Here is a 22,364-nt window from a genome sequence, read left to right as displayed (position 1 = left end):
CTGCCCGCCACCTGCGCGACGAACCCCACCGCTGACGTTAGGCGAGGATTGCTTATGCCTTCCAAGACCGGTTTTGCTATGTATGGATGACCCGTCAGGCATGAACAGAGGTGAACCGTGGATTTGCTGCAGCTGCGCCACTTCCAGACCGTCGCCCGTTTCGAGCACATCAGCCGGGCCGCGGAGGAGCTGAACGTCGCCCAGCCCTCGCTCAGCCGCACCATCGCCCGGCTGGAGGCCGAGCTGGGCTCGCCGCTCTTCGACCGGCAGGGCCGGCGGATCCGGCTCAACCAGTACGGCGTGGTGTTCCTGCGGCACGTCGACCGGGCGCTGAGCGAGCTCGACGACGGGCGCCGGGCGCTGCGCGAGGCCAGGGAGACCGGGCTCGGCCGGGTCGGTGTGGCCTCGGAGACGCTGCTGACCGTCGCCCATCTGATGGGCAGCTTCCGGGCCGCGTTCCCCGGGGCCGAGGTGCGGCTCTTCCAGTCCGACGTGGAGGAGATGGACCGGCAACTGAGGGCCGGGGAGGTCGACTTCTGCGTCGCCTCGCAGCCGCTGACCGCCGCCAATCTGGACTCGGTGGAGCTGCTGCGGGAGGAGGTGCTGCTGGCCGTCCCGCGCGGGCACTGGCTGGACGGCCGGGAGAGTGTGACGATCGCCGAGATCGCCGACGAGCCGTTCGTCACCACCCGCCGGGGCAACTGGCAACGCGCCCTGCTGGAGCGGCTCTTCGCCACCGAGGGGCTGACCCCGAGGCTGTCCTGCGAGGGCGACGAGCCGGGGGCCAGCCAGGACATGATCAGCACCGGGCTCGGCATCGGCCTGATCCCGGCGATGTCCCGGCTGGCGGGCACCGACTCGCACGTCCCGGTGGCCTGGGTGCACGTGGCCGCGCCGAACTGCTACCGGGTGCTGACCCTGGTCTGGAACCGGGACGCGTACCAGTCCGAGGCGGCCCGCCGGTTCCGTGAATTCACGGTCAGCAGGCCGCTCATGACGCATCGTCGGCCGGATCCGCGGACGGGTCGGGAGTCGGTCTGAGCGGTTCCGCCACCCGGATGATCGATCCTGGCGTGCCCCGGACTCCTTTGCTACGCTCAAAAGCGCTGCCGTGTCCTGGCCGAGGGCTTCGCGTGTCCGAATGGCCGGTATGAGATGGCGGGTTGGCAGGATCGACGATTCCTGCGGCAACCACCGGCGGCGCCGTCCTCCCTCCATTCACCCACTTGACCGGTGCCGTGTGTCGGCGTGCCCCTGTGCGCGCGCCCGGGCGCCATCGAGGAGTTCCGTCATGCCCAAGATCACGTATGTCGCCGTGGATGCGGCCGAGCGCACGATCGACGTCCCGGCCGGCACCAGCGTCATGCGCGGGGCCGTCTTCAACGACATCGACGGCATCGTCGCCCAGTGCGGCGGGAACCTGCAGTGCGCCACCTGCCACGTCTACGTCGACGAGTCGACGCTCGACAAGCCGGAGCCGGTCCAGCCGAACGAGAACGAGATGCTGGACTTCACCGCCTGCCCGCGGCGCCCCAACAGCCGCCTCAGCTGCCAGCTCACGGTGACCGAGGCGCTGGACGGCCTGATCGTGCACCTGCCCGAGCGGCAGAAGTGATGGCCGGGGAACCGCACCCCGCCTCGGTCGTCGTCGTCGGCGCCGGCCAGGGCGGCTACCAGACGGCGGCCTCGCTGCGTGAGCACGGCTACCGCGGACGGCTGGTCCTCATCGACGCCGAGGACGAACTCCCCTACGAAAAACCGCCCCTGTCCAAGGCGTACCTCAAGGGGGAGGCGGACGAGGCACAGCTCTGGCTGCGGCCGGTGAGCTACTACGCGCGGCAGTCGATCGAACTGGTCGCGGGATCGGTGACGGCGGTCGACCCGGCCGCCCGGACGGTCCGGCTGGCCGACGGTTCGGTGTACGAGTACGACCACCTGGTACTGGCCACCGGCGCGACCCCGCGCACCCTCGGCGTGCCGGGGGCCGGACTGCGCGGCGTGCACACCCTGCGCACCGCGCAGGACGCCGCCGCGCTGCGCTCCTCGCTGGGGGCGGCCCGGCACGCGGTAGTGGTCGGGGCCGGGTTCATCGGCCTGGAGTTCGCCGCGGCGGCCCGCCGGGCGGGGTGCGAGGTGACGGTGGTCGAGGCCCTCGACCGCCCGCTGGCCCGGGTGGTCTCGGCCCGCACCGCCGAGCACTTCACCCGGCTGCACCGGCGGGAGGGATCCCGGCTGGTCTTCGGCCAGGGGGTCACCGCCCTGCACGGCGACGACCGGGGCGCGGTCACCGCGGTGGAACTGGCCGACGGCGCCCGGCTGCCGGCCGACCTGGTGCTGGCGGGGATCGGGGTGATCCCGCGCACCGGTCTCGCGGCCGCGGCCGGGCTGCGGGTGAGCGGCGGCATCGTGGTCGACGCCCACCTGCTGACGAGCGACCCGCACATCTCGGCCATCGGCGACTGCGCGGCGTTCCCGCAGGTGCGTTCGGGCAACCGGCTGCGGCTGGAGTCGGTGCAGAACGCGGTCGGGCACGCCGAACTGGTGGCCGCGCGGCTGACCGGCGAGAGCCGGGGCTACCGCGAGCTGCCGTGGTTCTGGAGCGACCAGTTCGCGACGACCGTGCAGATCGCCGGCCTGGACGAGGGTCACGACACGCAGGTGGTCGTCGGCGAGGACCCGGACGCGTTCTCGGTGCTGCTGTTCCGGGGCGGTGAGCTGCAGGCGGTGGAGTCGGTCAACCGGCCCACGGACCACCTCGCGGCCCGGCAACTGCTGGACCGGGGGGTGGCGCTGAATCCGGTCGAGGCGGCCGCGCCCGGCTTCACGCTCCGGGGCCACCTGGCGAGCCGTCGGGGGGAGCCCGCCGTGCCCGTGGGCTGACCGGACGTCCGGTTGGCCGATACTCGCCCGGTCGGGCCCGTGCCGCGCCCGCGCCGCCGTACCGCGGCGCGGGCCTCCGGCAGCGGAACAAGGGATTCCGAAAACATTGGCCCCACCCCTTTCAAAAGTACGGCCGAAGAACAACCGTTTTTTTATGCCCGGACGGTTTTCGGCCATGCCGGGGGCGGGCCCGCCGGGTCCGAACCTTCACAGTTAGTTCATAAGCCGCTGTTGCGGAAACATCTGCCGGTGAGGCAGGATTCAAACAAGATCGCTTGCTTGCTCATTCACTCGTCCGAATAACAAACAGGGGATGCCACCGTGCCTGAATCCGTCAGCCCGCAGGGATTCACCGACGAGGCCGAGCTGCGCCGCCTCAACCGGGCCGTCGTAGAGCGGTACATGAAGACCCTCGGCCAGGACCGGCTGCGCCGGCACGAGCTCTTCACCGAGGACGGCGTGGGCGGCCTGTGGACCACCGACACCGGTTCCCCGGTGGCCACGCACGGCCGGGACCGGCTCGGCGAGCACGCCGTCTGGTCGCTCAAGTGCTTCCCGGACTGGGAGTGGTACAACGTCGAGATCTTCGAGACCCAGGATCCGAACCGCTTCTGGGTCGAGTGCGACGGCCGCGGAAAGATCCTCTTCGGGGACTACCCCGAGGGCTGGTACGAGAATCACTTCATCCACTCGTTCGAGCTGGAGAACGGGCGGATCACACTGCAGCGGGAATTCATGAACCCGTTCCAGCAACTGCGTGCCCTGGGTATTCCGGTGCCGGAGGTCAAGCGGACCGGAATACCGACCTGAGAAATCAATAAATAGACCGCCGGATCGGAGTACGTCGTGGAAGACGTTATACGGGAGATTCGTATCCGCGGGGCGTTGCAACAACCCGAATGGAGCGACCTACCCCAGGTCAATCGGGTGGGCGAGGCACTGGCCTCGCGTCCCACCCTGGTCCAGCCGGACGACCTTGCCACCTTGCGAACCCTGTTGGGAAAGGTCGCGCTCGGAGAAGCGCTCGTGCTGCAGTCCGGGGACTGCGCCGAGGACCCGCAGGAATGCACACGTCAACATGTGGCGCGCAAGTCCGCGCTGCTCGATCTGCTCGCGGGGACCCTCGGTCTGCGGACCGGAAAGCCGGTCATTCGCGCGGGCCGAATCGCGGGGCAGTTCGCCAAGCCCCGCTCCAAGCCCACCGAAATCGTGGACGGGGTCGAACTCCCGGTCTTCCGTGGGCACATGGTGAACGGACCGGAGCCGGACCCGGAGGTCCGCCGGCCCGATCCACTGCGCATCCTCACCGGCTACATGGCGGCCGGTGACATCGTCGAGCACCTCGGCTGGCGCGACCGCGCGGCCGGTCGCGACGTCGTCGAGCCCCTCGTGTGGACCAGCCACGAGGCGCTGCTGCTGGACTACGAGGCGCCGATGCTGCGCGTCGACGACAAGGGCCGGATGTTCCTCGGCTCCACCCACTGGCCGTGGATCGGCGAGCGCACCCGGCAGGTCGAGGGCGCCCACGTCGCACTGCTGTCGCAGGTGGCCAACCCGGTGGCGTGCAAGGTCGGCCCCGGCATGGAGCCCGACGAACTGCTGGCGCTGTGCGAGAAGCTCGACCCGTGGCGCGATCCGGGCCGGCTCACGCTCATCGCGCGGATGGGCGCCGAGAACGTGTCGGACCGGCTGCCGAAGCTCGTCGACGCGGTCCGCGGCGCGGGCCACCCCGTGGTCTGGCTCAGCGACCCGATGCACGGCAACACCGTCTCGGCGCCCGGCGGGTACAAGACGCGCCTGGTGGAGACGGTGGCGCTGGAGGTGTCGCGGTTCGTCGAGGCCGTGCGCGGCGCGGGCGGCGTGGCCGGCGGGCTGCACCTGGAGACCACTCCGGACGACGTGACCGAGTGCGCCTCGACCGAGGCCGGGCTCGGCTCCGTCGGAGACCGGTACACCTCGTGCTGCGACCCCCGGCTCAACCCGGCCCAGGCCGTCGCCGTGGTGTCGGCCTGGACCGTCTGACCGGTTCCCGCCGTGGTGTCGGCCCGGCCCTTCCGACGGCCGGCCGCCACCGCACCACCTCCTCCGCCCCGCTCTGCGCGCCCCACACCCGCCCGCGCATCAAGCAAAGAACCGGAGCCATGACCGGCATACCCCCGATCCAGTCGTACCCGTTACCGGCCGAGGGCGAGCTGCCGCCGGCCACCGTGTCCTGGACCGCCGAGGCGGACCGCGCCGTCCTCCTCGTCCACGACATGCAGCGGTACTTCCTCGACTCCATCCCCGAGAACACCAGGAACGAACTCGTCGGCAACGCGGCGCGGCTGCGCGACCGCTGCGCCGGCCTGGGCGTCCCGGTCGCCTACACCGCCCAGCCGGGCGGCATGACCGACGAGCAGCGCGGTCTGCTCAAGGACTTCTGGGGCCCGGGCATGCGTCCGGCCCCCGAGGACCGCCAGGTGGTCGACGCCCTGGCACCGGCCCCGCAGGACTGGCTGCTCACCAAGTGGCGCTACAGCGCCTTCTTCCGGACCGACCTGCTGGAGCGGATGCGCGACACCCGCCGCGACCAGCTGGTGCTCTGCGGCGTCTACGCCCACGTGGGCGTGCTGGCCACCGCGATCGAGGCGTTCACCAACGACATCCAGGTGTTCTTCGTCGCCGACGCCACGGCGGACTTCTCCGCCGAGTACCACCACTCCGCGCTGAAGTACGCCGCCGAGCGCTGCGCCCGGGTCACCACCGTCAAGGGACTGTTCGGATGAGCGGCGGCCTGCCCGGGGCTCCCGGGCCCGCCGCCGGTCCCGACCTGCCCGCCTCCGGTCCCGACCTGCTCGACGAGGTGCTGGCCGGCCGGTCGGGGGCGTTCGCGCTGCTGCACCGGCCCGGCGCGGCCGGGGGCACCGGCCCGGTGGTGGAGGTGCTGACCGGCTCGGTCGCGCTGCCCGCCACGCTGGCCGACATCCCGCTGCCCGGTGCGGAGGCGGCCGCCGCCGCGGCGCCCGTCGTCGGGGACCGGCACGAGGTGCTCGTGGTGGTCCCGTACCGGCAGCTCGCCGAGCGCGGCTTCGAGGCCGCCGACGACGGGACCCCGCTGGTCGCGATGACCGTCACCGGCCAGCAGCGGCTGCCGCTGGACCGGGCGCTGGCCCGGATCCCGGACGTGCCGACCCCGCTGGCCGGCGGTGCCTTCGACGTCGACGACGAGGCGTACGGCGAGGTCGTGGGCCGCATCGTCAAGGAGATGATCGGCACCGGCGAGGGCGCGAACTTCGTCATCAAGCGCACCTTCGTCGCCGACATCACCGACTTCGGGCCGCTGAGCGCGCCGGCGCTGTTCCGCCGGCTGCTGGAGCACGAGAGCGGCGCCTACTGGACCTTCCTGGTGCACACCGGGGAACGGACCCTGGTCGGCGCCTCGCCGGAGCGGCACGTCAGTCTCCGCGACGGCACGGCGGTGATGAACCCGATCAGCGGCACCTACCGCTACCCGCCGTCCGGGCCGACCCTCACCGGTGTGCTGGACTTCCTGGCGGACCGCAAGGAGACCGACGAGCTCTACATGGTGCTCGACGAGGAACTCAAGATGATGGCCCGGATCTGCCCGGACGGCGGCCGGGCGGTGGGCCCGTACCTCAAGGAGATGGCCCGGCTCGCGCACACCGAGTACCTGATCGAGGGCCGGACCGACCGCGATGTGCGGGACATCCTGCGCGAGACGATGTTCGCGCCCACCGTGACGGGCAGCCCGGTGGAGAGCGCCTGCCGGATCATCCACCGGTACGAGCCGGGCGGCCGCGGCTACTACAGCGGGGTGGCCGCGCTGATCGGGCGGGACGCGGCGGGGGAGCGGGTGATGGACACCGCGATCCTGATCCGCACCGCCGACATCTCCGCGCGGGGCCGGATCGGCATCGCCGTGGGCTCCACCATCGTGCGTCACTCCGACCCGGCGTCGGAGGCGGCGGAGACCCGGGCCAAGGCGGCCGGGCTGGTCGCCGCGCTCGACGGCGGGGAGCAGAAGCGCTTCGCCGGCCATCCGAGCGTGCTCAGCGCCCTGCGGTCGCGCAACGACTCCATCGCCGACTTCTGGCTCGCCGACACCGCGTCGCGCTTCCGCGCCCGGCCCGAACTGGCCGGCCGCAGTGTGCTGGTGGTCGACGCCGAGGACACCTTCACCTCGATGATCGACCAGGAGCTGCGCTCCCTGGGCCTGCGGGTCACGGTCCGCCGGTTCGACGAGGAGTACGCCTTCGAGGGCCACGACCTGGTCGTGATGGGGCCGGGGCCGGGCGACCCGCAGGAGGCCGCGCATCCCAAGATGCGCCATCTGCGGTCCGCGATCGACACCCTGCTGGCCGAGCGACGGCCGTTCCTCGCGGTGTGCCTCAGCCACCAGGTGCTCGGACTGCGGCTCGGGCTGCCGATCCGCCGCCGTGCCGTGCCCAACCAGGGTGTGCAGAAGGAGATCGACCTCTTCGGCGGCGCCGAGCGGGTCGGGTTCTACAACACCTTCGCCCTGGTCGCCGAGGCGGAGGAGTTCGCCGCCGAGGGCGTGGGCCCGGTCCTGGTGAGCCGGGACCGGGAGAGCGGAGAGGTCCACGCGCTGCGCGGGCCCGGCTTCGCCTCGCTCCAGTTCCACCCCGAGTCCGTCCTCACCAGGGAGGGGCCGCGGATCGTGGCCACCGTCCTGTCCGGACTGCTCGGTCCGGCGCGGGTCCCCGACCCCGCCTGAGCCGCCCGCCGCCCGGCACCCCCGGGCGGCCGGGCCGCCCCCAGGACCGCCGGACCGGCGCTCTCCCCCGTGAGTGCCGGTCCGGCTCCCCCTGCCCGTGGCCGCGTCGCGATCGGTCGCTCCGGCCCGGCGCACCGCGCTGTCCGCACGAGGCGCACCCGCGTCGTCCGCACGAGGCGCACCCGCGCGCTCCGGCCGGGCCGCGTCCGCGCGCCCGGCGCCGCGATGCGGCACACCCCGCCGCCGAGCCGCGGCCCGCAGTCCCAATGACGAGAAACGACGAGAGCGGGAGGACCCATGCACAAGTACGTCGTCGTCGACGCGTTCGCGCGCCGGCCCCTCACCGGCAATCCGGTGGCGGTCTTCTTCGGGGCCGACGACCTGTCCGGTGAACAGATGCAGCGCATCGCCCGGGAGATGAACCTCTCCGAGAGCACCTTCGTCCTCACCCCCAAGCAGGGCGGGGACCACCATGTCCGGATCTTCACCCCGGTGAACGAACTCCCCTTCGCCGGGCACCCGTTGCTCGGCACGGCGATCGCGCTGGGCGGGCACACCGAGGCCGACACCCTGCGGATCGAGACCGCGATGGGCGTCATCCCGTTCGACCTGGAGCGGGTGGACGGCCGGACCGTCGCCACCCGGATGCGCCAGCCGGTGCCGGTCTGGGAGCCGTTCGAGCGGGCCGAGGAACTGTTGTGGGCGCTCGGGGTGAGCGCCTCGACGCTCCCGGTGGAGATCTACCGCAACGGCCCGCGGCACGTCCTGGTCGGCTTCGAGAGCGTCGAGGCGCTGTCCAAGGTCGACCCGGACCACCGCGCGCTGGCCCGGTTCCCGGACATGGCGACCAACTGCATCGCGGGCTCCGGGACCACCTGGCGCAACCGCATGTTCTCGCCCGCGTACGGGGTCGTGGAGGACGCCGCGACCGGCTCCGCCGCCGGCCCGATCGCCATCCACCTGGCCCGGCACGGCCTGGGCGTCTACGGCCGGCGGATCGAGATCACCCAGGGCGTCGAGATCGGCCGCCCCTCGCCGATGGGCGCGCTGGTGCACGGCGAGGGCGACCGCGTCGACAGCGTCGAGGTCTCGGGCCACGGTGTCGTCACCATCGAAGGAGTGCTGCATGTCTGACCGTTCCGTCCAGTCCCACCGGCCCGACCAGCCCGACCGGAAGCGGTCCGAGTCGTTGACCGGGACGGTCGCGCTCGACTTCCCGGAGTTCCGCACCCCGCCGGCCGAGCCGATGGGCCTGCTGAACTCCTGGCTGGCGGCCGCGGCCGGGCACGGCGTGCGGGAGCCCCGCGCGCTCGCGCTGGCCACCGCCGACGCCCGGGGCCGCAGCTCGTCCCGGATCCTGGTGATCAACCGGATCACCGAGGCCGGAATCGTTTTCGCCACCCACGCCGACAGCCAGAAGGGCCGGGAGCTGCTGGAGAACCCGTGGGCGTCCGGCGTCCTGTACTGGCGGGAGACCAGCCAGCAGATCGTGCTGGCCGGGCCGGTCCGGCAGCTGTCCGACGCCGCGGCGGAGGAGCTGTGGGCGGCCCGGGCGGTGTTCACCCACCCGATGACCACGGTGTCCCGGCAGAGCCGCCCGGTGGAGGACCTCGACCACTTCGAGGAACTGCGGGCGAAGGCGCTGGAGCTGGGCCGGCCGGGGCAGCCGCTGCCCCGCCCCGCCTCCTACGTGGCCTTCGAACTCGTCCCGGACGCGCTGGAGTTCTGGGCCGACGGCACCGACCGGCTGCACGAGCGGCTGCGCTACGACCGCACCGCCGACGGCTGGGGGATCAGCCGGCTCCAGCCCTGACCGCCGCGCGGCCCGCCGCGCACCCCGACCGGCCCCGACCCCCCCGAGGAGAAGCCATGACCTCGCCACAGATCTTCACCGACCACCACGACCTGCGGGCCCGCAACCGCCGGGCCGTCGAGCAGTACCTGGAGACCGGCCCGGAGGCCCGGCTGCGCCGCTACACCCTCTACACCGAGGACGGCACCGCCGCGCTCTTCTACACCGACATCGGCCGGCCGATCGTCGTCACCGGCCGGGAGAAGCTCAGGCGGCACAACGAGCTCTCGCTCGAAGTCCTGCCCGACTGGCGGTGGTTCGACATCCACGTGTTCCAGACCCAGGACCCGGACACGGTCATGGTCGAGTGCGACGGCGAGGGCACCATCCGCTTCCCCGGCTATCCGGAGGGCCACTACCGCAACCACTTCATCCACGGATTCACGCTCCGGGACGGCCTCATCGCCGCCAGCCGCGAGTACACCAACCCGATCGAGCACATGAAGTCGCTCGGCATCGAGACCCCGCACATCAGGCGGGACTGGATTCCCACCGACTGACCCGTCGGGCAGGGAGTCCGGGCGCCGGACGCGCGCACGAAGGAGATTCGATGGAGTTCCACTCGTGTCCCAGGAAGCACGGACGGGAGGTCCCCGCGGCCGCGGGGTCCGTCCTCTGCGGCCCGTGCATCAGACAGTTGGAACGCACCCTGCGGGCCCTCCCGGAGCTGCACCGGGAGTGCCTGCACCACATCCAGACCGAGCCCCGGCGGCGCAACCCGACCCGGGTCTCCGGGAGCCGTCGCCGGGACCGGCTGAACCTGTCCGCGATCGACGCCCGCAACAACATCGTGGCGATCCTGGAGTCCTGGTCGCACTTCGCCGCCGAGCGGCTCGGCACCACTGCGGTGATCCGCTCGGTGCCGCACCTGGCCCGGTTCCTCGACCGCCATCTGGACTGGCTCACCGCACAGCCGCCGGCCGCCGACTTCGCCGACGAGATCGAGGACCTGCGGCTGGAACTGCTCAACGCGATCGACCCCGAGTCCGGCGACCCCGCGGTGCCCACCCGGGCCTGCGTGGTGGACGGCTGCCCCGGGACGATCGACGCCTCACCGCAGCACCACACCGGGGGACGGACCAGCGTCGGCTGCTCGTCCGGACATTCATGGGGGATACGCGAATGGCTCACGCTACGGCACCTCTTGGACCAACGGCGAACGGCGGCCGTCTGAGCCGGCCGCCCAGACACCGGCTCGTGCCGACGAACGTGGCCGCGCTCGCCGCGGGCGTCTCGGAGGCGACCATCCGCAAGTGGGTCAGCCGCGGCAAGATCACCCGCTACGGCACACCGGGCCGCTCGGAGTTCGACATCCAGGAACTCACCGAGATCGCCCTGCGCCGCCGGTCCTGACCGGCCACCGGCCACCGGGCCGGTTCTGAACGGCCACCGGCCACCGGGCCGGGGACACCACCCCGCGGATCCATTGCCGGGCGGGCGGGAACACCGCCCGTCAACGGATCCGCGGGTGCTCCGGGACCGGCCGCGCACGGCGGCCGGGGCGCCCGACGAGGGGCCGGGGACTCTCCGCGGAGAGTCCCCGGCCCCTTCGCCGTCAGCGCTTCTGGTAGATCCGCTTGTGCCCGGCGATGCCCGCCAGCCGGAACGGCCCGCTGGTCCCGGCCGGGGTCGGGTGGTCGCCGCCGTCGGTCGGGAAGGCCCACTCGTGCAGCTCGCGGTAGCGGTCGTGGCCGATCGGCTGCCGGCGCTCCACCGCCGCCCGGTGCGCCTCCGTCCGCAGGTGCTCCCGGTAGCCGGGCACCACCGTCCCGGCGAAGAACTCCGCGACGCTGCCCGAGCCGTAGCTGAGGAAGCCCACGGCCTGTCCGTCGAGGTCCTCCGCCCCGTCGAGCAGCGCGGCCAGCCCCAGGTACACCGACGCGGTGTAGCTGTTGCCGATCACCGCGTTGTACCCGGTGGTGCGTCCGAGGGCCCGCTCGACGGCGGCCTCGTCGGTGTCGTGCCCGGCGGAGTTCAGCAGGTGGCGGTGCGCCTTGTAGGCCATCCTGGTGAACGGCTGGTGGTAGCAGAAGGCGCCGAAGTCCTCCAGCGGCCGGCCGCCCTGCTCGGAGTAGTCCTTCCAGGTGCCCTGCACCGCCTGGAGATAGGCGCCGATGGACTCCTGGCCGTCGACCAGCGCCGCGTCCCGGTAGTTCGGCCGCCAGAAGTCCATCACGTCGGCGGTGAACAGGCCCGAGGGGTCCTCGATCCGCACCAGCGCCGGGTCCGCGGTCACCAGCATCGCCACGGCGGCCGCGCCCTGGGTCGCCTCGCCGGGACTGTCCAGCTCGTACTTGGAGACGTCGCTCGCCACCACCAGGACCTTCTGGGACGGGTCGCGGTGGATCAGGCCGAGGGCGAACTGCAGGGCGGCGGTGGCCCCGTAGCAAGCCTGCTTGAGCTCGACCACCCGGGTCGCCGACGGCAGGCCGAGCAGCGAGTGGACGTACACGCCCGCCGCCTTCGCCTGGTCGATCGAGGACTCGGTGGCGAACACCAGGGTCCGGATCCCGTCCGTGCCGTGCCGGGCGACGATCGGCGCGGCGGCCGCCGCGCCCAGGGTGACGATGTCCTCGTCGGCGGCCGGCACGCTCATCGACCGCTGGCCGATGCCCGTGTGGTACTTGCCGATCGGGGTGCCGTTGTACTCCGCGAGCGCGGTGTGCGGCAGGACGAACTCGGTGGTCGCGAACGACAGATCGTGAATTCCGGCAGTGGCCCCGTTGGACATTCCCTACACCCCGACCTTCTCGGTGTTGCCGCGTTCCAGGTGGACGTGGGCGCGCATCAGCTCGCCCGGGTTGGTCTGCGCCGCGAGCAGCGAGAGTTCGCCGCACAGCACGGTCGCCGCCGCGATCACGGCGAGCCGGCGGGCGTTCTCGCCGGGCTCGCGGTCGGCCCGGCAGCCGAGCCGGGCCAGGTTGGTCTCCACGAAGGCCAGCCCCTTGCCGTTGCCGACCGTGCCGACGATCAGGTTCGGCAGGGTGCAGGCGAAGTACAGGTCGCCGTCGCGGTCCTCGGCCATCACGACGCCCTGCGAGCCCTCGACGATGTTGGCCGCGTCCTGGCCGGTGGCCAGGTAGAAGCCGAGCAGCATGTTCGCGAAGTGGGCGTTCGCCGAGCGGATGCCGCCGGCGAGCAGGGTGCCGAGCATGTTCTTGCGGATGTTCAGCTGGACGATCTTCGCCGCGGTGGTGTGCAGCACCCCGGTGACGACCTCCCGCGGCACCAGCAGCTCGGTCACCACGTTCTTGCCCCGGCCCAGGATGCCGTTGACCGCGGTGGCCTTCTTGTCGGTGCAGTAGTTGCCCGAGATCGACCCGTAGGAGATGCCGGGGACGGTCCGCAGCAGGTGCTGCAGCAGCACGTCCGAGGCCAGGGTGGCCATGTTGTGCCCGGAGGCGTCGCCGGTGGTGAACTCGAACCGGACGAACAGCAGGTTGGCGTTGATCTCGTGCCGGACGCCGACGAGTTCGGCGAACCGGCTGCAGCCGCGCACCACCTCCTTCAGCTCCTCGAACCGGGACTGGATGCTCCGGGCGGCGGCCAGCGCCGTCCCCGCGTCGGTCGCCTCGACCAGTACCGAGCGGGTCATCCGCTCGTCCACCAGGGTGGCGACGATGCCGTGCTCGGCGAGCATCGAGACCTTGGCGCCCCGGCCCACCGAGGGCCACAGCGGCGATTCGTAGGTGGCCAGCGGGACATGGGTCTCGGTGGTGGTGACGTTGCCCGAGATGCGCACCGGACCCACCCAGCGCATCGGGACGCCGGCGATGGCGTGGTCCTCGGTCATCGGGTGCCTCCGGTGGTGGTGGTCCCGGCGGCGGAGCGCCGGGCGAACTGCGCGGGATCGATGCCGCGGTCGGCGCAGAACTCGCGCAGGGTGCCCTGGATCAGCAGGTCCCGGCCGGCCAGCGCGGCCGGGTCGGCCGCGCCGAGCATGGTCATCAGCGCCGCCAACTGGTCCAGCCAGCTCTTCAGTTGGGTGACCAGCGCCTCCACGCCCTCGTCCATCAGGGTGCGCAGGAAGGTGCCGGACGCCCCGACGCCGTTCGCGCCGAGCGCCAGGGCGCGGGCCACGTCGAGCGGGTGGCGCACGCCGCCGGAGGCCAGCACCGGCAGGTCCACGCCCCGGCTGTCGAGCAGGCAGGCGGCGGTGGACAGGCCCCAGCCCTCCAGGAAGGTGTAGTCGCGCAGGTCGCGCCGGCCGTTCTCGATCCGGGCGAAGTCGGTGCCGCCCCGGCCGCCGAGGTCGGCCACCCGCACGCCCAGGTCGCGCAGGACCAGGACGGTCTCCCGGCTGAGCCCGAAGCCGACCTCCTTGACGATGACCGGGACGTCCACGCCCTCCACGATCCGGCCGATCTGCGGCACCCAGGCGGAGAAGGAGCGGTCGCCCTCCGGCATCACCGTCTCCTGGACGGTGTTGATGTGGATCTGCAGCGCGTCGGCCTTCAGCAGGTCGACGGCGCGCCGCGCCTTGTCGACGGAGGCGGTGGCGTTGACGTTGGCCAGGACGAAGCCGTCGGGGTTCTCCTCGCGCAGCACGCTGAAGGTGCCGGCGCAGGACTCGTCCTTGAAGTAGGCGCTCATCGAACCGGAGGCGATCGGTACCCCGGTCTCCCGGGCGGCGATCGCGAGGTCCCGGTTGATCCTGCCGGTCATCTCGCTGCCGCCGGTCATCGCGTTGATGTACAGCGGGACCGGCCAGGAGAAGCCGGCGAACTCCGTGGCCAGCGACACGTCCGGGCGGTCGATCCCGGCCAGGGCGTGGTGGACGAACGTCACCTCGTCGAACTGGTTGCGCCCGACGTGGCCGTGCTGCTGCTCGACCGCGAGCCGGACGTGGTCGTCCTTGCGTTGAGAGATCATTCCTCGTTCCCTTCCGTGGCGGGACGCAGGTCCAGGGGTCGCACCCCGGCCGCGGTCCAGCGTTCGCGTAGGTGGTCGATGTCCGGCGGGGCTCCGGTGGCCCCGGCGCGGGAGGTGTGCGGGGCACGCGGGGCGTGCGGGGCGTCGGAGGTGTGCGGGGTGCGCGGGGCGTCGGGCAGCGCCAGCAGGGCGATGCCGCAGTCACCGCCCCCCGCGCCGGAGGGCTTGGCCGCGCCGCCGACGGCCTCGGCGGCGTCGCACAGCGCCGTCAGGGCGGGCGTGAAGACGCCGAGCCCGGCCTCCTCGTCGAGCCGGGCCAGCTCCCGGCGGGCGCGCCGGACGCCGTCCAGCAGCGCGGGCCGGTCGCCGTGGCCGAGCGCGTCGGCGACGGCCCGCACGCACTCGGCGCTGGCGGCCACGAACCGGCGGTGCGGCGCGGTGCCGCGCCAGGCCCCGCGGTGCAGCCCGGACACCAGCTCCGTGGTGGAGGCGGGGGTGCCGGTCCAGCCGACCTCCAGGGCCACCCCCGGGGGCGGCGGCAGCCGGCGCAGTTCGAAGCCCGGCCAGGGTTCCGCCAGCGCCCCGGCCACACCCCGGCGGCGGACCAGGTCGAGCACGGCGGCCCGGTCGGGCGCCCGGTAGGCGATCCAGCCGCCCCAGGTGCTGGCGGCCAGGTCGCCGCCGGAGCCCTTGGGGTCGAGTTCGGCCGAGGCCAGCAGCGCCAGCCGGTACCGCTCCTCGGCCGACAGCGTCAGACCGCAGTGGGCGGCCACCGCCCAGACCGTCGCCACGGTCACCGCGCCGCTCGACCCGAGGCCGAACTTGACGCCGTCCTCGTGCAGTTCGCTGCTGATGGCGATGTCCAGTTCCGGCGCCGGACGGCCGTGTTCGGCCAGCAGCCGGGTGACGGTCCGGAGCGCGGCGAGCACATGGGCCAGCTCCCGGCGGGCCCGGTCGGGGTCCTCGACCCCGACCGGATCGAGCCGGTCCCCCCGGCGGAGCCAGCGGACCGGCGCCGCGAGGAGGTCGGAGGAGACCAGCGTCCCCTCCCCGGCGGGCTCGGTGACGGTGGCGGTGACCCGTCGGTCGACCGCCACCAGGACCGCCGGGTTGCCCGGCTCCACCACCGCGTACTCGCCCGCGACGAACAGCTTGCCCGGCGCGCTCCGCACCACCGGCGGGCGGCCGGCGCTCACGCGTCCGGGTCCAGCAGCCGGGCGCCGGGACCGGGCCCGGCGAGATGCACCGAACCGCCGCCGACGGCCTCGCGGACCACCGCGGCCACCCGGTCCGCCCCGGACCGGCGGCAGAGCACCTTGACGTTGGGTCCGGCGTCCATGGTCGCCCAGGCCGACACCCCGGCGCGGCGCAGCTCCAGCACCGCGTCCAGCACGGTCAGGGAGGCCGCCGAGAGGTAGCGCACCGCCGGGCGGGCGGCCAGCATGGTGGCGTGCATCCCGAGCGCGTTCCGCTCGGCCACCTCGCCCACCGCGTCCAGGTCGGCCCGGTGCAGCGCCTCCCGCATCTCGGCCAGGTCGGCCTGGCTGGAGGCGGCCCACGGCAGGTACAGCGGTGAGGTGGCGACGGTGCGCCGCATGGCCTCGCGGCTGGACACCGCCTTCGGGCCGGCGTCGACCACCGCGACCACCAGCGCCGGGTCCAGCGCGGCCACCGGCACCGGGACCGGCTCGGCGTAGGAGCCGAGGTCGGGGTCGCCACCGTCGTCCGGCTGCCCGGCGTGCCAGACGGCGAAGCCGCCGAAGACCGAGCGCGAGGCCGAGCCGGAGCCGCGCCGGGCCAGCCGGGACAGCCCGGTGGCGTCCAGGCCGAGTCCGTACGCGGCGGCGGCGGCGGTGGCCAGCGCGGCGAAGCCGCTCGCGGAGGAGGCCAGTCCGGCGCCGGTGGGGACGGTGTTGCGGGTCTCCACGACGGCCCGCAGCGGGCTTCCGGCGCGTTCCCGGACCAGGTCCAGGAAGGCCGTCACCCGGCGGCGGGGCTCGCCCGCCAGGGGCGCTCCGTCGAGGGTCACCGCGTCCTCCCCGGCCCCGGGGGCGAGCCGGACCCGGGTGGTGGTCGGGAAGACGTCGAGGGTCATCGAGAGGCTGTCGGTCCAGGGGAGGACGAGCCGCTCGTCCCGCTTGCCCCAGTACTTGACCAGCGCGATGTTCGGGTGGGCGACGGCGGTGGCGTCCCCGGGGGCGCTCCCGGTGGCGGGGCGCGGGCGGGTGGTGGTCGGCTGCTCAGCGGCCATGGCCGGGGTGCTCCCTCAGCGGTACGGACCAGGTCTGGACGGCGCCGGCGGCGAGCAGCGCGCGGGTGACCTCCGCGGCCCGCTCCTCGGACGCCAGCGCGATCACGCAGCCGCCCATACCGCCGCCGGTGATCTTGGCGCCGAGACCGCCGGCGGCCAGCGCCGCGGCGACCATCCCGTCGATCCGGTCGGTGCTCAGGCCGCCCGCGCGGAGCAGCTCGTGGTACTCGGTGAGCTGGGCGCCGAGCTGCTCGGGGCGGTTCCCGGCGAGTGCCAGCCGGGCGGTCGCGGTCAGTTCGGAGGCGCGCCGGACGAAGGTCTCCTGGGTGCCGGGCCGTTGCCGGAAGCCCTCGCGGAGCAGTTCGACGGCGTCCTTGGTGCGGCCCGCGACGCCGCTGTCGGCGACGATGAACAGGCCGTCGCAGCCGATCGCCAGCTCCTCCGCCCGGCCGGCCCGGAACAGCAGCGGGGCGGCCGCGCCGACGGCCATCGCGTCGACGCCGCTGGCCCGGCCGTGCGCCACGTTCTCGGCGGTCTGCACCAGGTCGAACGCCTGCTGCGGGGTGACCTCGCGCTCGAACAGGTCGGCCAGCGCGTGCACCACGGCCAGCGCGCAGGCGGCGCTGGAGCCGAGGCCGCGGCCGACCGGGATCGCGCAGTCGATGATCACGTCGAGGTGCAGGCGGTCGGGCACGCCCATGGCGGCCCGGAACTCGGTGGTCAGCCGGTGCAGTCCGCCGGACGCCTGGGCGGCCTTCGGACGGGACTCGGCGCCGGTCATGGTGAGGGAGAAGTCGGCCGGGTCGGCCGGGGACTGCGCGGAGTACCCGGCGGTGGCGGTGACGCCCAGTTGCGGCAGCGGGAGGGCGAGCGCCGGGGCTCCGTAGACGACCGCGTGCTCACCCAGCACGATCGCCTTGGCCCGGGCCCGGCCGGTGCCGACCGGCCGGGCGCCGCGGTTCTCCGACAACCCCTCGGGTGCGGCGGGTAGGGACAACGAACTCAGCTCCCCGTTTCGTTTCTGCATGGAGATCGCTCATCCAGAGTTCTCGGAAGGAAGGAATCCGGTGGCGGTACGGAAAAGGGCCTGCCGGGGACCCTGTTCGGGTCCCCGGCAGGCCCGGGTGCTGCGGGCGCCGCCTGCTACGACTCGGCGACGAGCATCTTCTCGACCGGCCGCCGCCACTGGTAGTACGACTGGATCTTGTGGTACTCGCCCTTGGGCGTGACCGTCACGCCGTAGACGAAGTTGCGGCCCTCGGTGCTGTACGGGGCGTCCTGCACCAGCCGGGTGATCTGCGGGGCGACGGTCACCGGCAGCGCCAGCGGCTCGGGCGTCATGACGGAGTAGGTGATCCGCGAGATCTTCGGCGAGTCCCAGCTCAGCGTGGCGTACATGACGAACGCCTTCTCGTTGAACGTCAGCAGCTCCTCGCTCGGGGCCGGCAGGCCCAGTTCGGCGAGCAGCGAGCGGACGCCCTCGGGGGCGAAGGTCTCCCGCGGCACCCGGCCGGAGGCGCCGCCGCCGAAGTAGAGGTTCACCGTCCGGCTGCCGTAGTCGATGCCGACGGTGCTGACGATGTCCGACAGGCCGTAGCGGTCGAACAGGTCGAGGTTGGCGGTGATGCCCTCCGGCGCCGACGGCAGCGCGGCCACCTCACGGACCGTCAGCAGCCTCTCGATGGTGGGGAAGGACCAGGTCTTGGTGAACCCGGCCCGGACGCCGAAGTCGACGCCGCAGCTGTCGATCGGGAGTTCGCCGTGGACCTCGGCCAGCAGCTTGCCGACCGGGTGGTCGGTCTTCTCGGCCAGGCCGTTCGCCAGCGCGACGGCGTAGGGGTCGAGGCCCCGGGGGAGCATGGTGAACCGGCAGTCGAGGTCATCGGCACCGAGCGGGCTGTTCTGCACCCGGAAGGAGATCACCGACTCCGGCAGCACGTCCTGGTACGCGGTCAGGATCGGCCACACCGTCTCGCGCTCGAAGGGCACGTCGACCACGCGTGCGGTGCCCTCGACGGCCGCGTAGAAGTTCTCCAGGAAGGCGCTTTCCGACATTCTTCTTCCACCTGTCCAATCGTGGCGTCTGTGTGGATCGGGGGTTCGTCGCGGGCCGTGCACGGCGCGACGTCGCGCAGCCGCCAGCCGCGGGCCGGGCACCCGCGCCGGACGCGGGGCGGGTGCGTACGCCGAGGCGCACGCGGGTGGCGGACGAACCGAGGGGAACCAGTACCGTGCCGACCGAAGACCTGGTCCGACCTGCGGGGACCGGCGGTTCTGGCACTCAACACCCGCCCCCGGAACGGGTTTTGGGCAGGGTGGGCGTGCAGAAATAGTGACACGCTCCCCGGCCCGGGGCCAGGGCTCCCGGAAGTGACCTGGGTCACGCTCCCCGGGGCCGGTCCCGGGACCCCGGACGCGGGGTGGTATTCGGCGGCACGGGGCGGCCCGGTCTGGCATGATGTCCACGGTGTCGGGGTGCTAGCTCAATGGGTAGAGCAGCGGACTTTTAATCCGTAGGTTCAGGGTTCGAGCCCCTGGCGCCCCACCGACACGAAGTGCCAGGTCAGTCCTCACTGACCTGGCACTTCCCGCTTGTGGCCGGATCGCGACGCGCGGAGCGGACCCGGAACCGGGCACCGACGGGCGGGCTACTCGGTGTGCAGCACCGAGGCGATGGTCGTCCGGGCCGCCGCCCGGGCCGGGACGAGGGCGCCGAGGACGGCGATGGCCACACCCGCCAGGAGCATCGCGACCAGCTGCGGCGCGTGCCACACGTCCTTCATGTACTCGGGGAAGTCGACCACCCCGATGTGGTCCACCACGACGCGGTGCGCCACGATCCCGAGCGGGATGCCGAGCAGCCCGCCGACCGCGCCCAGCCCGGCGACCGAGGTCACCGTCATCACCACCACCTGCCGGGGGGTCATCCCGATCGACTTGAGCATGCCGAGGTCCCGGCGCCGTTCGCGGGTGTTGAGGAGGACGGTGTTGAAGACACCGAGCGAAGCGACGAGGGTCAGCAGCGCCGTGAACACCGTCGAGAAGGTGATGACGGTGGCGGTGCCGGCGTTCCCCGCGTCCAGCACCGAGGCGCTCAGACCCGGGTCGATCGCCCCGACCGCCTCGGCGTAGGCGCGCGCGTCCGCCCCGGGGGCGAGCCGTACCGTGTACTCGGTGGCGCGGGCCTCCGGTGCGAGCTGGCCGAGGGTCGGCCACGAGGCTTCCAGGGCGCGGGCGTTGCCCTCGATGAGCCGGCCCACGACGGTCACCCGGACCTGCCTGCCGTTCAGCTCCAGGGTGACCCGGTCGCCGACATCCAACCCGCGCTGGGTCAGGAACGACGGCCCGGCCACGGCCTCGCCCGCCGCGGTCGGCGCACGGCCCTCGACGATCACCCGGGAGTACGAGGAGTCGTCCCCGCGGTAGAAGTCGGCGAAGACGGGCTGGCTCTGCCCGGTCATGCCCGCCTGGGCCAGCGCGCGGGCCCGCACCCCCTCCGCGCCCGGGAGGGAGCGCAGCCGTTCCTCGATCTGCCGGTCGTCGAGCACCGGGGCGGGCCGGCCGTCGCCAGGCCCCCCGGTGTGCACCTGGATCCTGGCGCCGCCGTCCTCCTTCCCGACGTTGCCGAAGGCCACCATGGTGCTGGTCAGTCCGGTCGACAGGGTCACCGTGGTGACCCCGAGCACGATGGCCGCCAGGGTCAGCAGCGTGCGGGCGGGGCGGGCGAACGGCTGGCCCAGCCCCAGGCTGACCGGGCGCGGCAGCCGGGTGCCACCGAGCATCCGCTGGACGCGCAGCCCGCGTCCGGTCCTCGGCGCGGCGCCCGCGCTGATCGCCCGCGCGGCGGGCAGCCGGTGGGCCCGCAGGGCGGGGACCAGCGCGGCCGCCAGGACGAGGGCGGGCATGCCCAGCAGGCAGGCCACGGACACCCACGGGCTGACGCCGCCGACCGAGGCCCGGCCGACGTCGATACCGGTGAACACGACCTTCAGGATCGGCCCGGCCAGCGCGTTGCCGGCCACGGTGCCCAGCACGCAGCCCGCCACGGCCGGCACCGAGAGCATCGTCAGGTAGACGGCGACGACCTGGTTCGGAGTGAAGCCCAGGGCCTTGAGCACCCCGATGTGCCGGTACCCGGAGACGACCGCGCCGCTGACCACGTTGCCGACGATCAGGGCGGAGACCAGGAGGCCGAGGACGCCGAAGAGGGTCATGAAGGGGAGGTAGGAGTCGACCAGCGCCGAGAACGCCTGCTTGAGGTCGAGCCAGGTCTGCGCGCCGGTCAGCGACTCCGCGGGCAGTCCCGCGGTCGCCCCGGCCAGTCCGGCGCTCAGCCGGGCCTGCGTCGAGGACTCCGTGAAGCGGTAGAGCATCTGGGCCGCGGAAGGGCGCAGTCCGGCCATCTGCTCGGGGGTGACCCAGGCGCTCGCCGACCTGCTCATGCTGTTGGCGAAGCCGACGACGGTCAGCGCCGGTCCTCCGGGTGTCTCCAGCCGGGTGCCCAGCAGTTCCGTTCCTGGGGACCCCTGGACGGACCAGTTGACGACGATCTCCCCGGGTGCGGTGGCCCAGCGGCCCTCCAACAGCTCGATCCGGTCCACCGGTCCCGCCGGATCGGCCCGGCCCACCACCGTGAGGGTGCCGCCGGCCATCCAGAGCCAGTCCTCGGGGATGTCGACGACGGCCTGCCCGAAGGGTCCGGCCGCGGCCTCCACCCCGGCCTGCCGGGCGGTCCGCTCCAGTTGCTCCGGCGAGACCTTCGTGGTGTCGAAGGTCGCCACCGTATGGGCCCCGCGCTGCCCGGCGAAGGCTTTGTCGAAGGGGCTCGACGCGACGCCGATCAGGGCCAGCGCGAGCAGGACGGTCGTGGTGGAGCAGAACACGACGAGCCCGATGACGAAGGTCTGGAGCCGACGGCGCTTCACGGCCGCGCGGGAGGCACTCCACACGGCACTCACGCGCTCGCCTCCAGCACGCTCTCGCGACCGACCCGGCCGTCGGCCACTTCGATCAACCGGCTGGCACAGCGGGTGGCCAGCTGCGGGTCGTGGGTGACGATCAGCAGGGTCTGGCCGATCTGGTTCAGGTCGATCAGCAGGTCCATCACCTGCTCGCCCGACCGGCTGTCGAGGGCGCCGGTCGGCTCGTCGGCGAGCAGCAGCGCGGGACGGTTCATCAGGGACCTCGCCACGGCCACCCGCTGCCGCTCGCCGCCGCTCAGGGTGGCCGGATAGTTGTTCCGGCGTTCGGCGACACCGAGTTCGTCGAGGAGCTCCAGGGCGCGACGGCGGGCCTGCCGGGCCGGGGTGCCGGTCAGCTGCGCGGCGAGCGCCACGTTGTCCAGCACGGGCAGATCGTCGATGAGGTTGAAGAACTGGAAGATCATGCCGACGTCGCGCCGCCGGAACAGTGCCAGGCCGGTCTCGTTCAGCTTCCCGAGGTCGTGGCCCTGCACCTCGACCGTGCCGGAGGTCGGCCGGTCCAGCCCGGCCACCATGTTGAGCAGGGTGGACTTCCCGCAGCCCGAGGGGCCCATCACGGCCACCGCGTCCCCCGCCCTGATCTCCAGGGACAGGCCGTCCAGGGCCTTCGCGTCGCCGTACTCCTTGTGCACGTTGTCCAGCCGCACCACCACGGGCCGGTCGTTGTCATGATCAGTCGTCATGGCTCGAAACCTATGGCGGTGCCGGTGGACGGGGCGTCACCCACCGGATGTATCCGTCCGGGCAGGTCATCCCGGGGATGTACGGAGACCGCGTCCCCGGGATGGCGCG

Annotated in this window: 21 protein-coding genes and 1 tRNA gene; 13 read left to right on the top strand and 9 right to left on the bottom strand. The window is 72.9% G+C overall.

The annotated features are described in order from the left end of the window. Positions 1-117: 117 nt before the first annotated feature. From ACIQ9P_RS27800 to ACIQ9P_RS27745, 12 genes are all read left to right on the top strand, one after another. Positions 118-1,041, top strand: a complete 924-nt coding sequence (locus ACIQ9P_RS27800; protein WP_402361723.1) for a LysR family transcriptional regulator — start codon at positions 118-120, stop codon at positions 1,039-1,041. A gap of 250 nt (positions 1,042-1,291) precedes the next feature. After that, positions 1,292-1,615, top strand: coding sequence for a 2Fe-2S iron-sulfur cluster-binding protein (locus ACIQ9P_RS27795; RefSeq protein WP_402361720.1), 324 nt, complete (start codon positions 1,292-1,294; stop codon positions 1,613-1,615). Further along, a complete protein-coding gene (locus tag ACIQ9P_RS27790) occupies positions 1,615-2,880 on the top strand; it encodes an NAD(P)/FAD-dependent oxidoreductase (protein ID WP_402361717.1) in 1,266 nt (421 codons plus the stop codon). Before ACIQ9P_RS27795 ends, ACIQ9P_RS27790 begins: the two co-directional genes overlap by 1 nt. Before the next feature lie 321 nt (positions 2,881-3,201). Further along, positions 3,202-3,690 (top strand): PhzA/PhzB family protein, encoded by a 489-nt coding sequence (locus tag ACIQ9P_RS27785; protein ID WP_402361714.1) that lies wholly within the window; start codon positions 3,202-3,204, stop codon positions 3,688-3,690. A 36-nt stretch (positions 3,691-3,726) separates the two neighbouring features. After that, positions 3,727-4,902 (top strand): 3-deoxy-7-phosphoheptulonate synthase, encoded by a 1,176-nt coding sequence (locus ACIQ9P_RS27780; protein ID WP_402361712.1) that lies wholly within the window; start codon positions 3,727-3,729, stop codon positions 4,900-4,902. A gap of 119 nt (positions 4,903-5,021) precedes the next feature. Next, complete coding sequence (locus ACIQ9P_RS27775) at positions 5,022-5,645, top strand: isochorismatase family protein (protein ID WP_402361709.1); 624 nt, start codon at positions 5,022-5,024, stop codon at positions 5,643-5,645. Beyond that, positions 5,642-7,615, top strand: coding sequence for an anthranilate synthase family protein (locus ACIQ9P_RS27770; RefSeq protein WP_402361706.1), 1,974 nt, complete (start codon positions 5,642-5,644; stop codon positions 7,613-7,615). The genes ACIQ9P_RS27775 and ACIQ9P_RS27770 overlap by 4 nt, the downstream gene beginning before the upstream one ends. A 297-nt stretch (positions 7,616-7,912) precedes the next feature. Further along, positions 7,913-8,749 (top strand): PhzF family phenazine biosynthesis protein, encoded by an 837-nt coding sequence (locus ACIQ9P_RS27765; protein ID WP_402361704.1) that lies wholly within the window; start codon positions 7,913-7,915, stop codon positions 8,747-8,749. Then, positions 8,742-9,428: a phenazine biosynthesis FMN-dependent oxidase PhzG gene (gene phzG, locus ACIQ9P_RS27760; RefSeq protein ID WP_402361701.1), complete on the top strand. Its 687-nt coding sequence runs from the start codon at positions 8,742-8,744 to the stop codon at positions 9,426-9,428. Before ACIQ9P_RS27765 ends, phzG begins: the two co-directional genes overlap by 8 nt. A gap of 56 nt (positions 9,429-9,484) precedes the next feature. Next, positions 9,485-9,967: a PhzA/PhzB family protein gene (locus tag ACIQ9P_RS27755; RefSeq protein ID WP_402361698.1), complete on the top strand. Its 483-nt coding sequence runs from the start codon at positions 9,485-9,487 to the stop codon at positions 9,965-9,967. A 137-nt stretch (positions 9,968-10,104) separates the two neighbouring features. Continuing rightward, on the top strand, positions 10,105-10,641 hold the full coding sequence (locus ACIQ9P_RS27750; protein ID WP_402361695.1) for a hypothetical protein: 537 nt from the start codon (positions 10,105-10,107) through the stop codon (positions 10,639-10,641). 23 nt (positions 10,642-10,664) lie between these two features. Further along, the gene (locus ACIQ9P_RS27745; protein WP_157855447.1) at positions 10,665-10,820 is read left to right on the top strand and encodes a hypothetical protein; all 156 of its coding nucleotides are present in this window, start codon (positions 10,665-10,667) and stop codon (positions 10,818-10,820) included. Between the two features lie 202 nt (positions 10,821-11,022). On the opposite strand, the gene ACIQ9P_RS27740 is transcribed toward ACIQ9P_RS27745, so the two are convergent. The 7 genes from ACIQ9P_RS27740 to ACIQ9P_RS27710 all read right to left on the bottom strand — a co-directional run bounded on the left by ACIQ9P_RS27740 (position 11,023) and on the right by ACIQ9P_RS27710 (position 18,645). Further along, entirely contained in the window at positions 11,023-12,198 is a 1,176-nt protein-coding gene (locus ACIQ9P_RS27740; RefSeq protein WP_402361692.1) for a hydroxymethylglutaryl-CoA synthase, read from the bottom strand. Positions 12,199-12,201: 3 nt separating this feature from the next. Next, complete coding sequence (locus ACIQ9P_RS27735; protein ID WP_402361689.1) at positions 12,202-13,260, bottom strand: hydroxymethylglutaryl-CoA reductase; 1,059 nt, start codon at positions 13,258-13,260, stop codon at positions 12,202-12,204. Continuing rightward, entirely contained in the window at positions 13,257-14,339 is a 1,083-nt protein-coding gene (fni, locus tag ACIQ9P_RS27730; protein ID WP_402361686.1) for a type 2 isopentenyl-diphosphate Delta-isomerase, read from the bottom strand. The genes ACIQ9P_RS27735 and fni overlap by 4 nt, the downstream gene beginning before the upstream one ends. Further along, on the bottom strand, positions 14,336-15,535 hold the full coding sequence (locus tag ACIQ9P_RS27725; RefSeq protein ID WP_402361683.1) for a phosphomevalonate kinase: 1,200 nt from the start codon (positions 15,533-15,535) through the stop codon (positions 14,336-14,338). Before ACIQ9P_RS27725 ends, fni begins: the two co-directional genes overlap by 4 nt. Further along, positions 15,532-16,590, bottom strand: coding sequence for a diphosphomevalonate decarboxylase (gene mvaD, locus ACIQ9P_RS27720; protein WP_402361680.1), 1,059 nt, complete (start codon positions 16,588-16,590; stop codon positions 15,532-15,534). The genes ACIQ9P_RS27725 and mvaD overlap by 4 nt, the downstream gene beginning before the upstream one ends. Continuing rightward, entirely contained in the window at positions 16,580-17,617 is a 1,038-nt protein-coding gene (mvk, locus tag ACIQ9P_RS27715) for a mevalonate kinase (protein ID WP_402361677.1), read from the bottom strand. The genes mvaD and mvk overlap by 11 nt, the downstream gene beginning before the upstream one ends. A 116-nt stretch (positions 17,618-17,733) precedes the next feature. Further along, positions 17,734-18,645, bottom strand: a complete 912-nt coding sequence (locus ACIQ9P_RS27710) for an aromatic prenyltransferase (protein ID WP_402361675.1) — start codon at positions 18,643-18,645, stop codon at positions 17,734-17,736. Between the two features lie 417 nt (positions 18,646-19,062). On the opposite strand from ACIQ9P_RS27710, the gene ACIQ9P_RS27705 reads away from it, so the two are divergent. After that, a tRNA-Lys gene (locus ACIQ9P_RS27705) sits at positions 19,063-19,135 on the top strand. A gap of 103 nt (positions 19,136-19,238) precedes the next feature. Here ACIQ9P_RS27705 and ACIQ9P_RS27700 read toward each other — a convergent pair. Together ACIQ9P_RS27700 and ACIQ9P_RS27695 are read right to left on the bottom strand one after the other, a co-directional pair. Continuing rightward, positions 19,239-21,548 (bottom strand): FtsX-like permease family protein, encoded by a 2,310-nt coding sequence (locus tag ACIQ9P_RS27700; RefSeq protein ID WP_402361672.1) that lies wholly within the window; start codon positions 21,546-21,548, stop codon positions 19,239-19,241. Beyond that, positions 21,545-22,255, bottom strand: a complete 711-nt coding sequence (locus ACIQ9P_RS27695; RefSeq protein ID WP_402361669.1) for an ABC transporter ATP-binding protein — start codon at positions 22,253-22,255, stop codon at positions 21,545-21,547. The genes ACIQ9P_RS27700 and ACIQ9P_RS27695 overlap by 4 nt, the downstream gene beginning before the upstream one ends. Between the last annotated feature and the right edge of the window lie 109 nt (positions 22,256-22,364).

It is taken from the genome of Kitasatospora sp. NPDC094019 (assembly GCF_044764505.1).
Taxonomy (GTDB): Bacteria; Actinomycetota; Actinomycetes; order Streptomycetales; family Streptomycetaceae; genus Kitasatospora.
The sequence above is the reverse complement of the archived record's forward strand: the minus strand, read 5'-3'. Positions and strand labels throughout refer to the sequence as shown.

Excerpts from the sequence above, each read along its gene's own strand:
- ACIQ9P_RS27695 (WP_402361669.1), bottom strand. The coding sequence starts at position 22,255 with ATGACGACTGATCATGACAACGACCGGCCCGTGGTGGTGCGGCTGGAC.
- ACIQ9P_RS27710 (WP_402361675.1), bottom strand. The coding sequence starts at position 18,645 with ATGTCGGAAAGCGCCTTCCTGGAGAACTTCTACGCGGCCGTCGAGGGC.
- fni (WP_402361686.1), bottom strand. The coding sequence starts at position 14,339 with ATGATCTCTCAACGCAAGGACGACCACGTCCGGCTCGCGGTCGAGCAG.
- ACIQ9P_RS27790 (WP_402361717.1), top strand. The coding sequence starts at position 1,615 with ATGGCCGGGGAACCGCACCCCGCCTCGGTCGTCGTCGTCGGCGCCGGC.
- phzG (WP_402361701.1), top strand. The coding sequence starts at position 8,742 with ATGTCTGACCGTTCCGTCCAGTCCCACCGGCCCGACCAGCCCGACCGG.
- ACIQ9P_RS27775 (WP_402361709.1), top strand. The coding sequence starts at position 5,022 with ATGACCGGCATACCCCCGATCCAGTCGTACCCGTTACCGGCCGAGGGC.
- ACIQ9P_RS27765 (WP_402361704.1), top strand. The coding sequence starts at position 7,913 with ATGCACAAGTACGTCGTCGTCGACGCGTTCGCGCGCCGGCCCCTCACC.
- ACIQ9P_RS27795 (WP_402361720.1), top strand. The coding sequence starts at position 1,292 with ATGCCCAAGATCACGTATGTCGCCGTGGATGCGGCCGAGCGCACGATC.
- ACIQ9P_RS27755 (WP_402361698.1), top strand. The coding sequence starts at position 9,485 with ATGACCTCGCCACAGATCTTCACCGACCACCACGACCTGCGGGCCCGC.
- mvk (WP_402361677.1), bottom strand. The coding sequence starts at position 17,617 with ATGCAGAAACGAAACGGGGAGCTGAGTTCGTTGTCCCTACCCGCCGCA.
- mvaD (WP_402361680.1), bottom strand. The coding sequence starts at position 16,590 with ATGGCCGCTGAGCAGCCGACCACCACCCGCCCGCGCCCCGCCACCGGG.
- ACIQ9P_RS27740 (WP_402361692.1), bottom strand. The coding sequence starts at position 12,198 with ATGTCCAACGGGGCCACTGCCGGAATTCACGATCTGTCGTTCGCGACC.
- ACIQ9P_RS27770 (WP_402361706.1), top strand. The coding sequence starts at position 5,642 with ATGAGCGGCGGCCTGCCCGGGGCTCCCGGGCCCGCCGCCGGTCCCGAC.
- ACIQ9P_RS27735 (WP_402361689.1), bottom strand. The coding sequence starts at position 13,260 with ATGACCGAGGACCACGCCATCGCCGGCGTCCCGATGCGCTGGGTGGGT.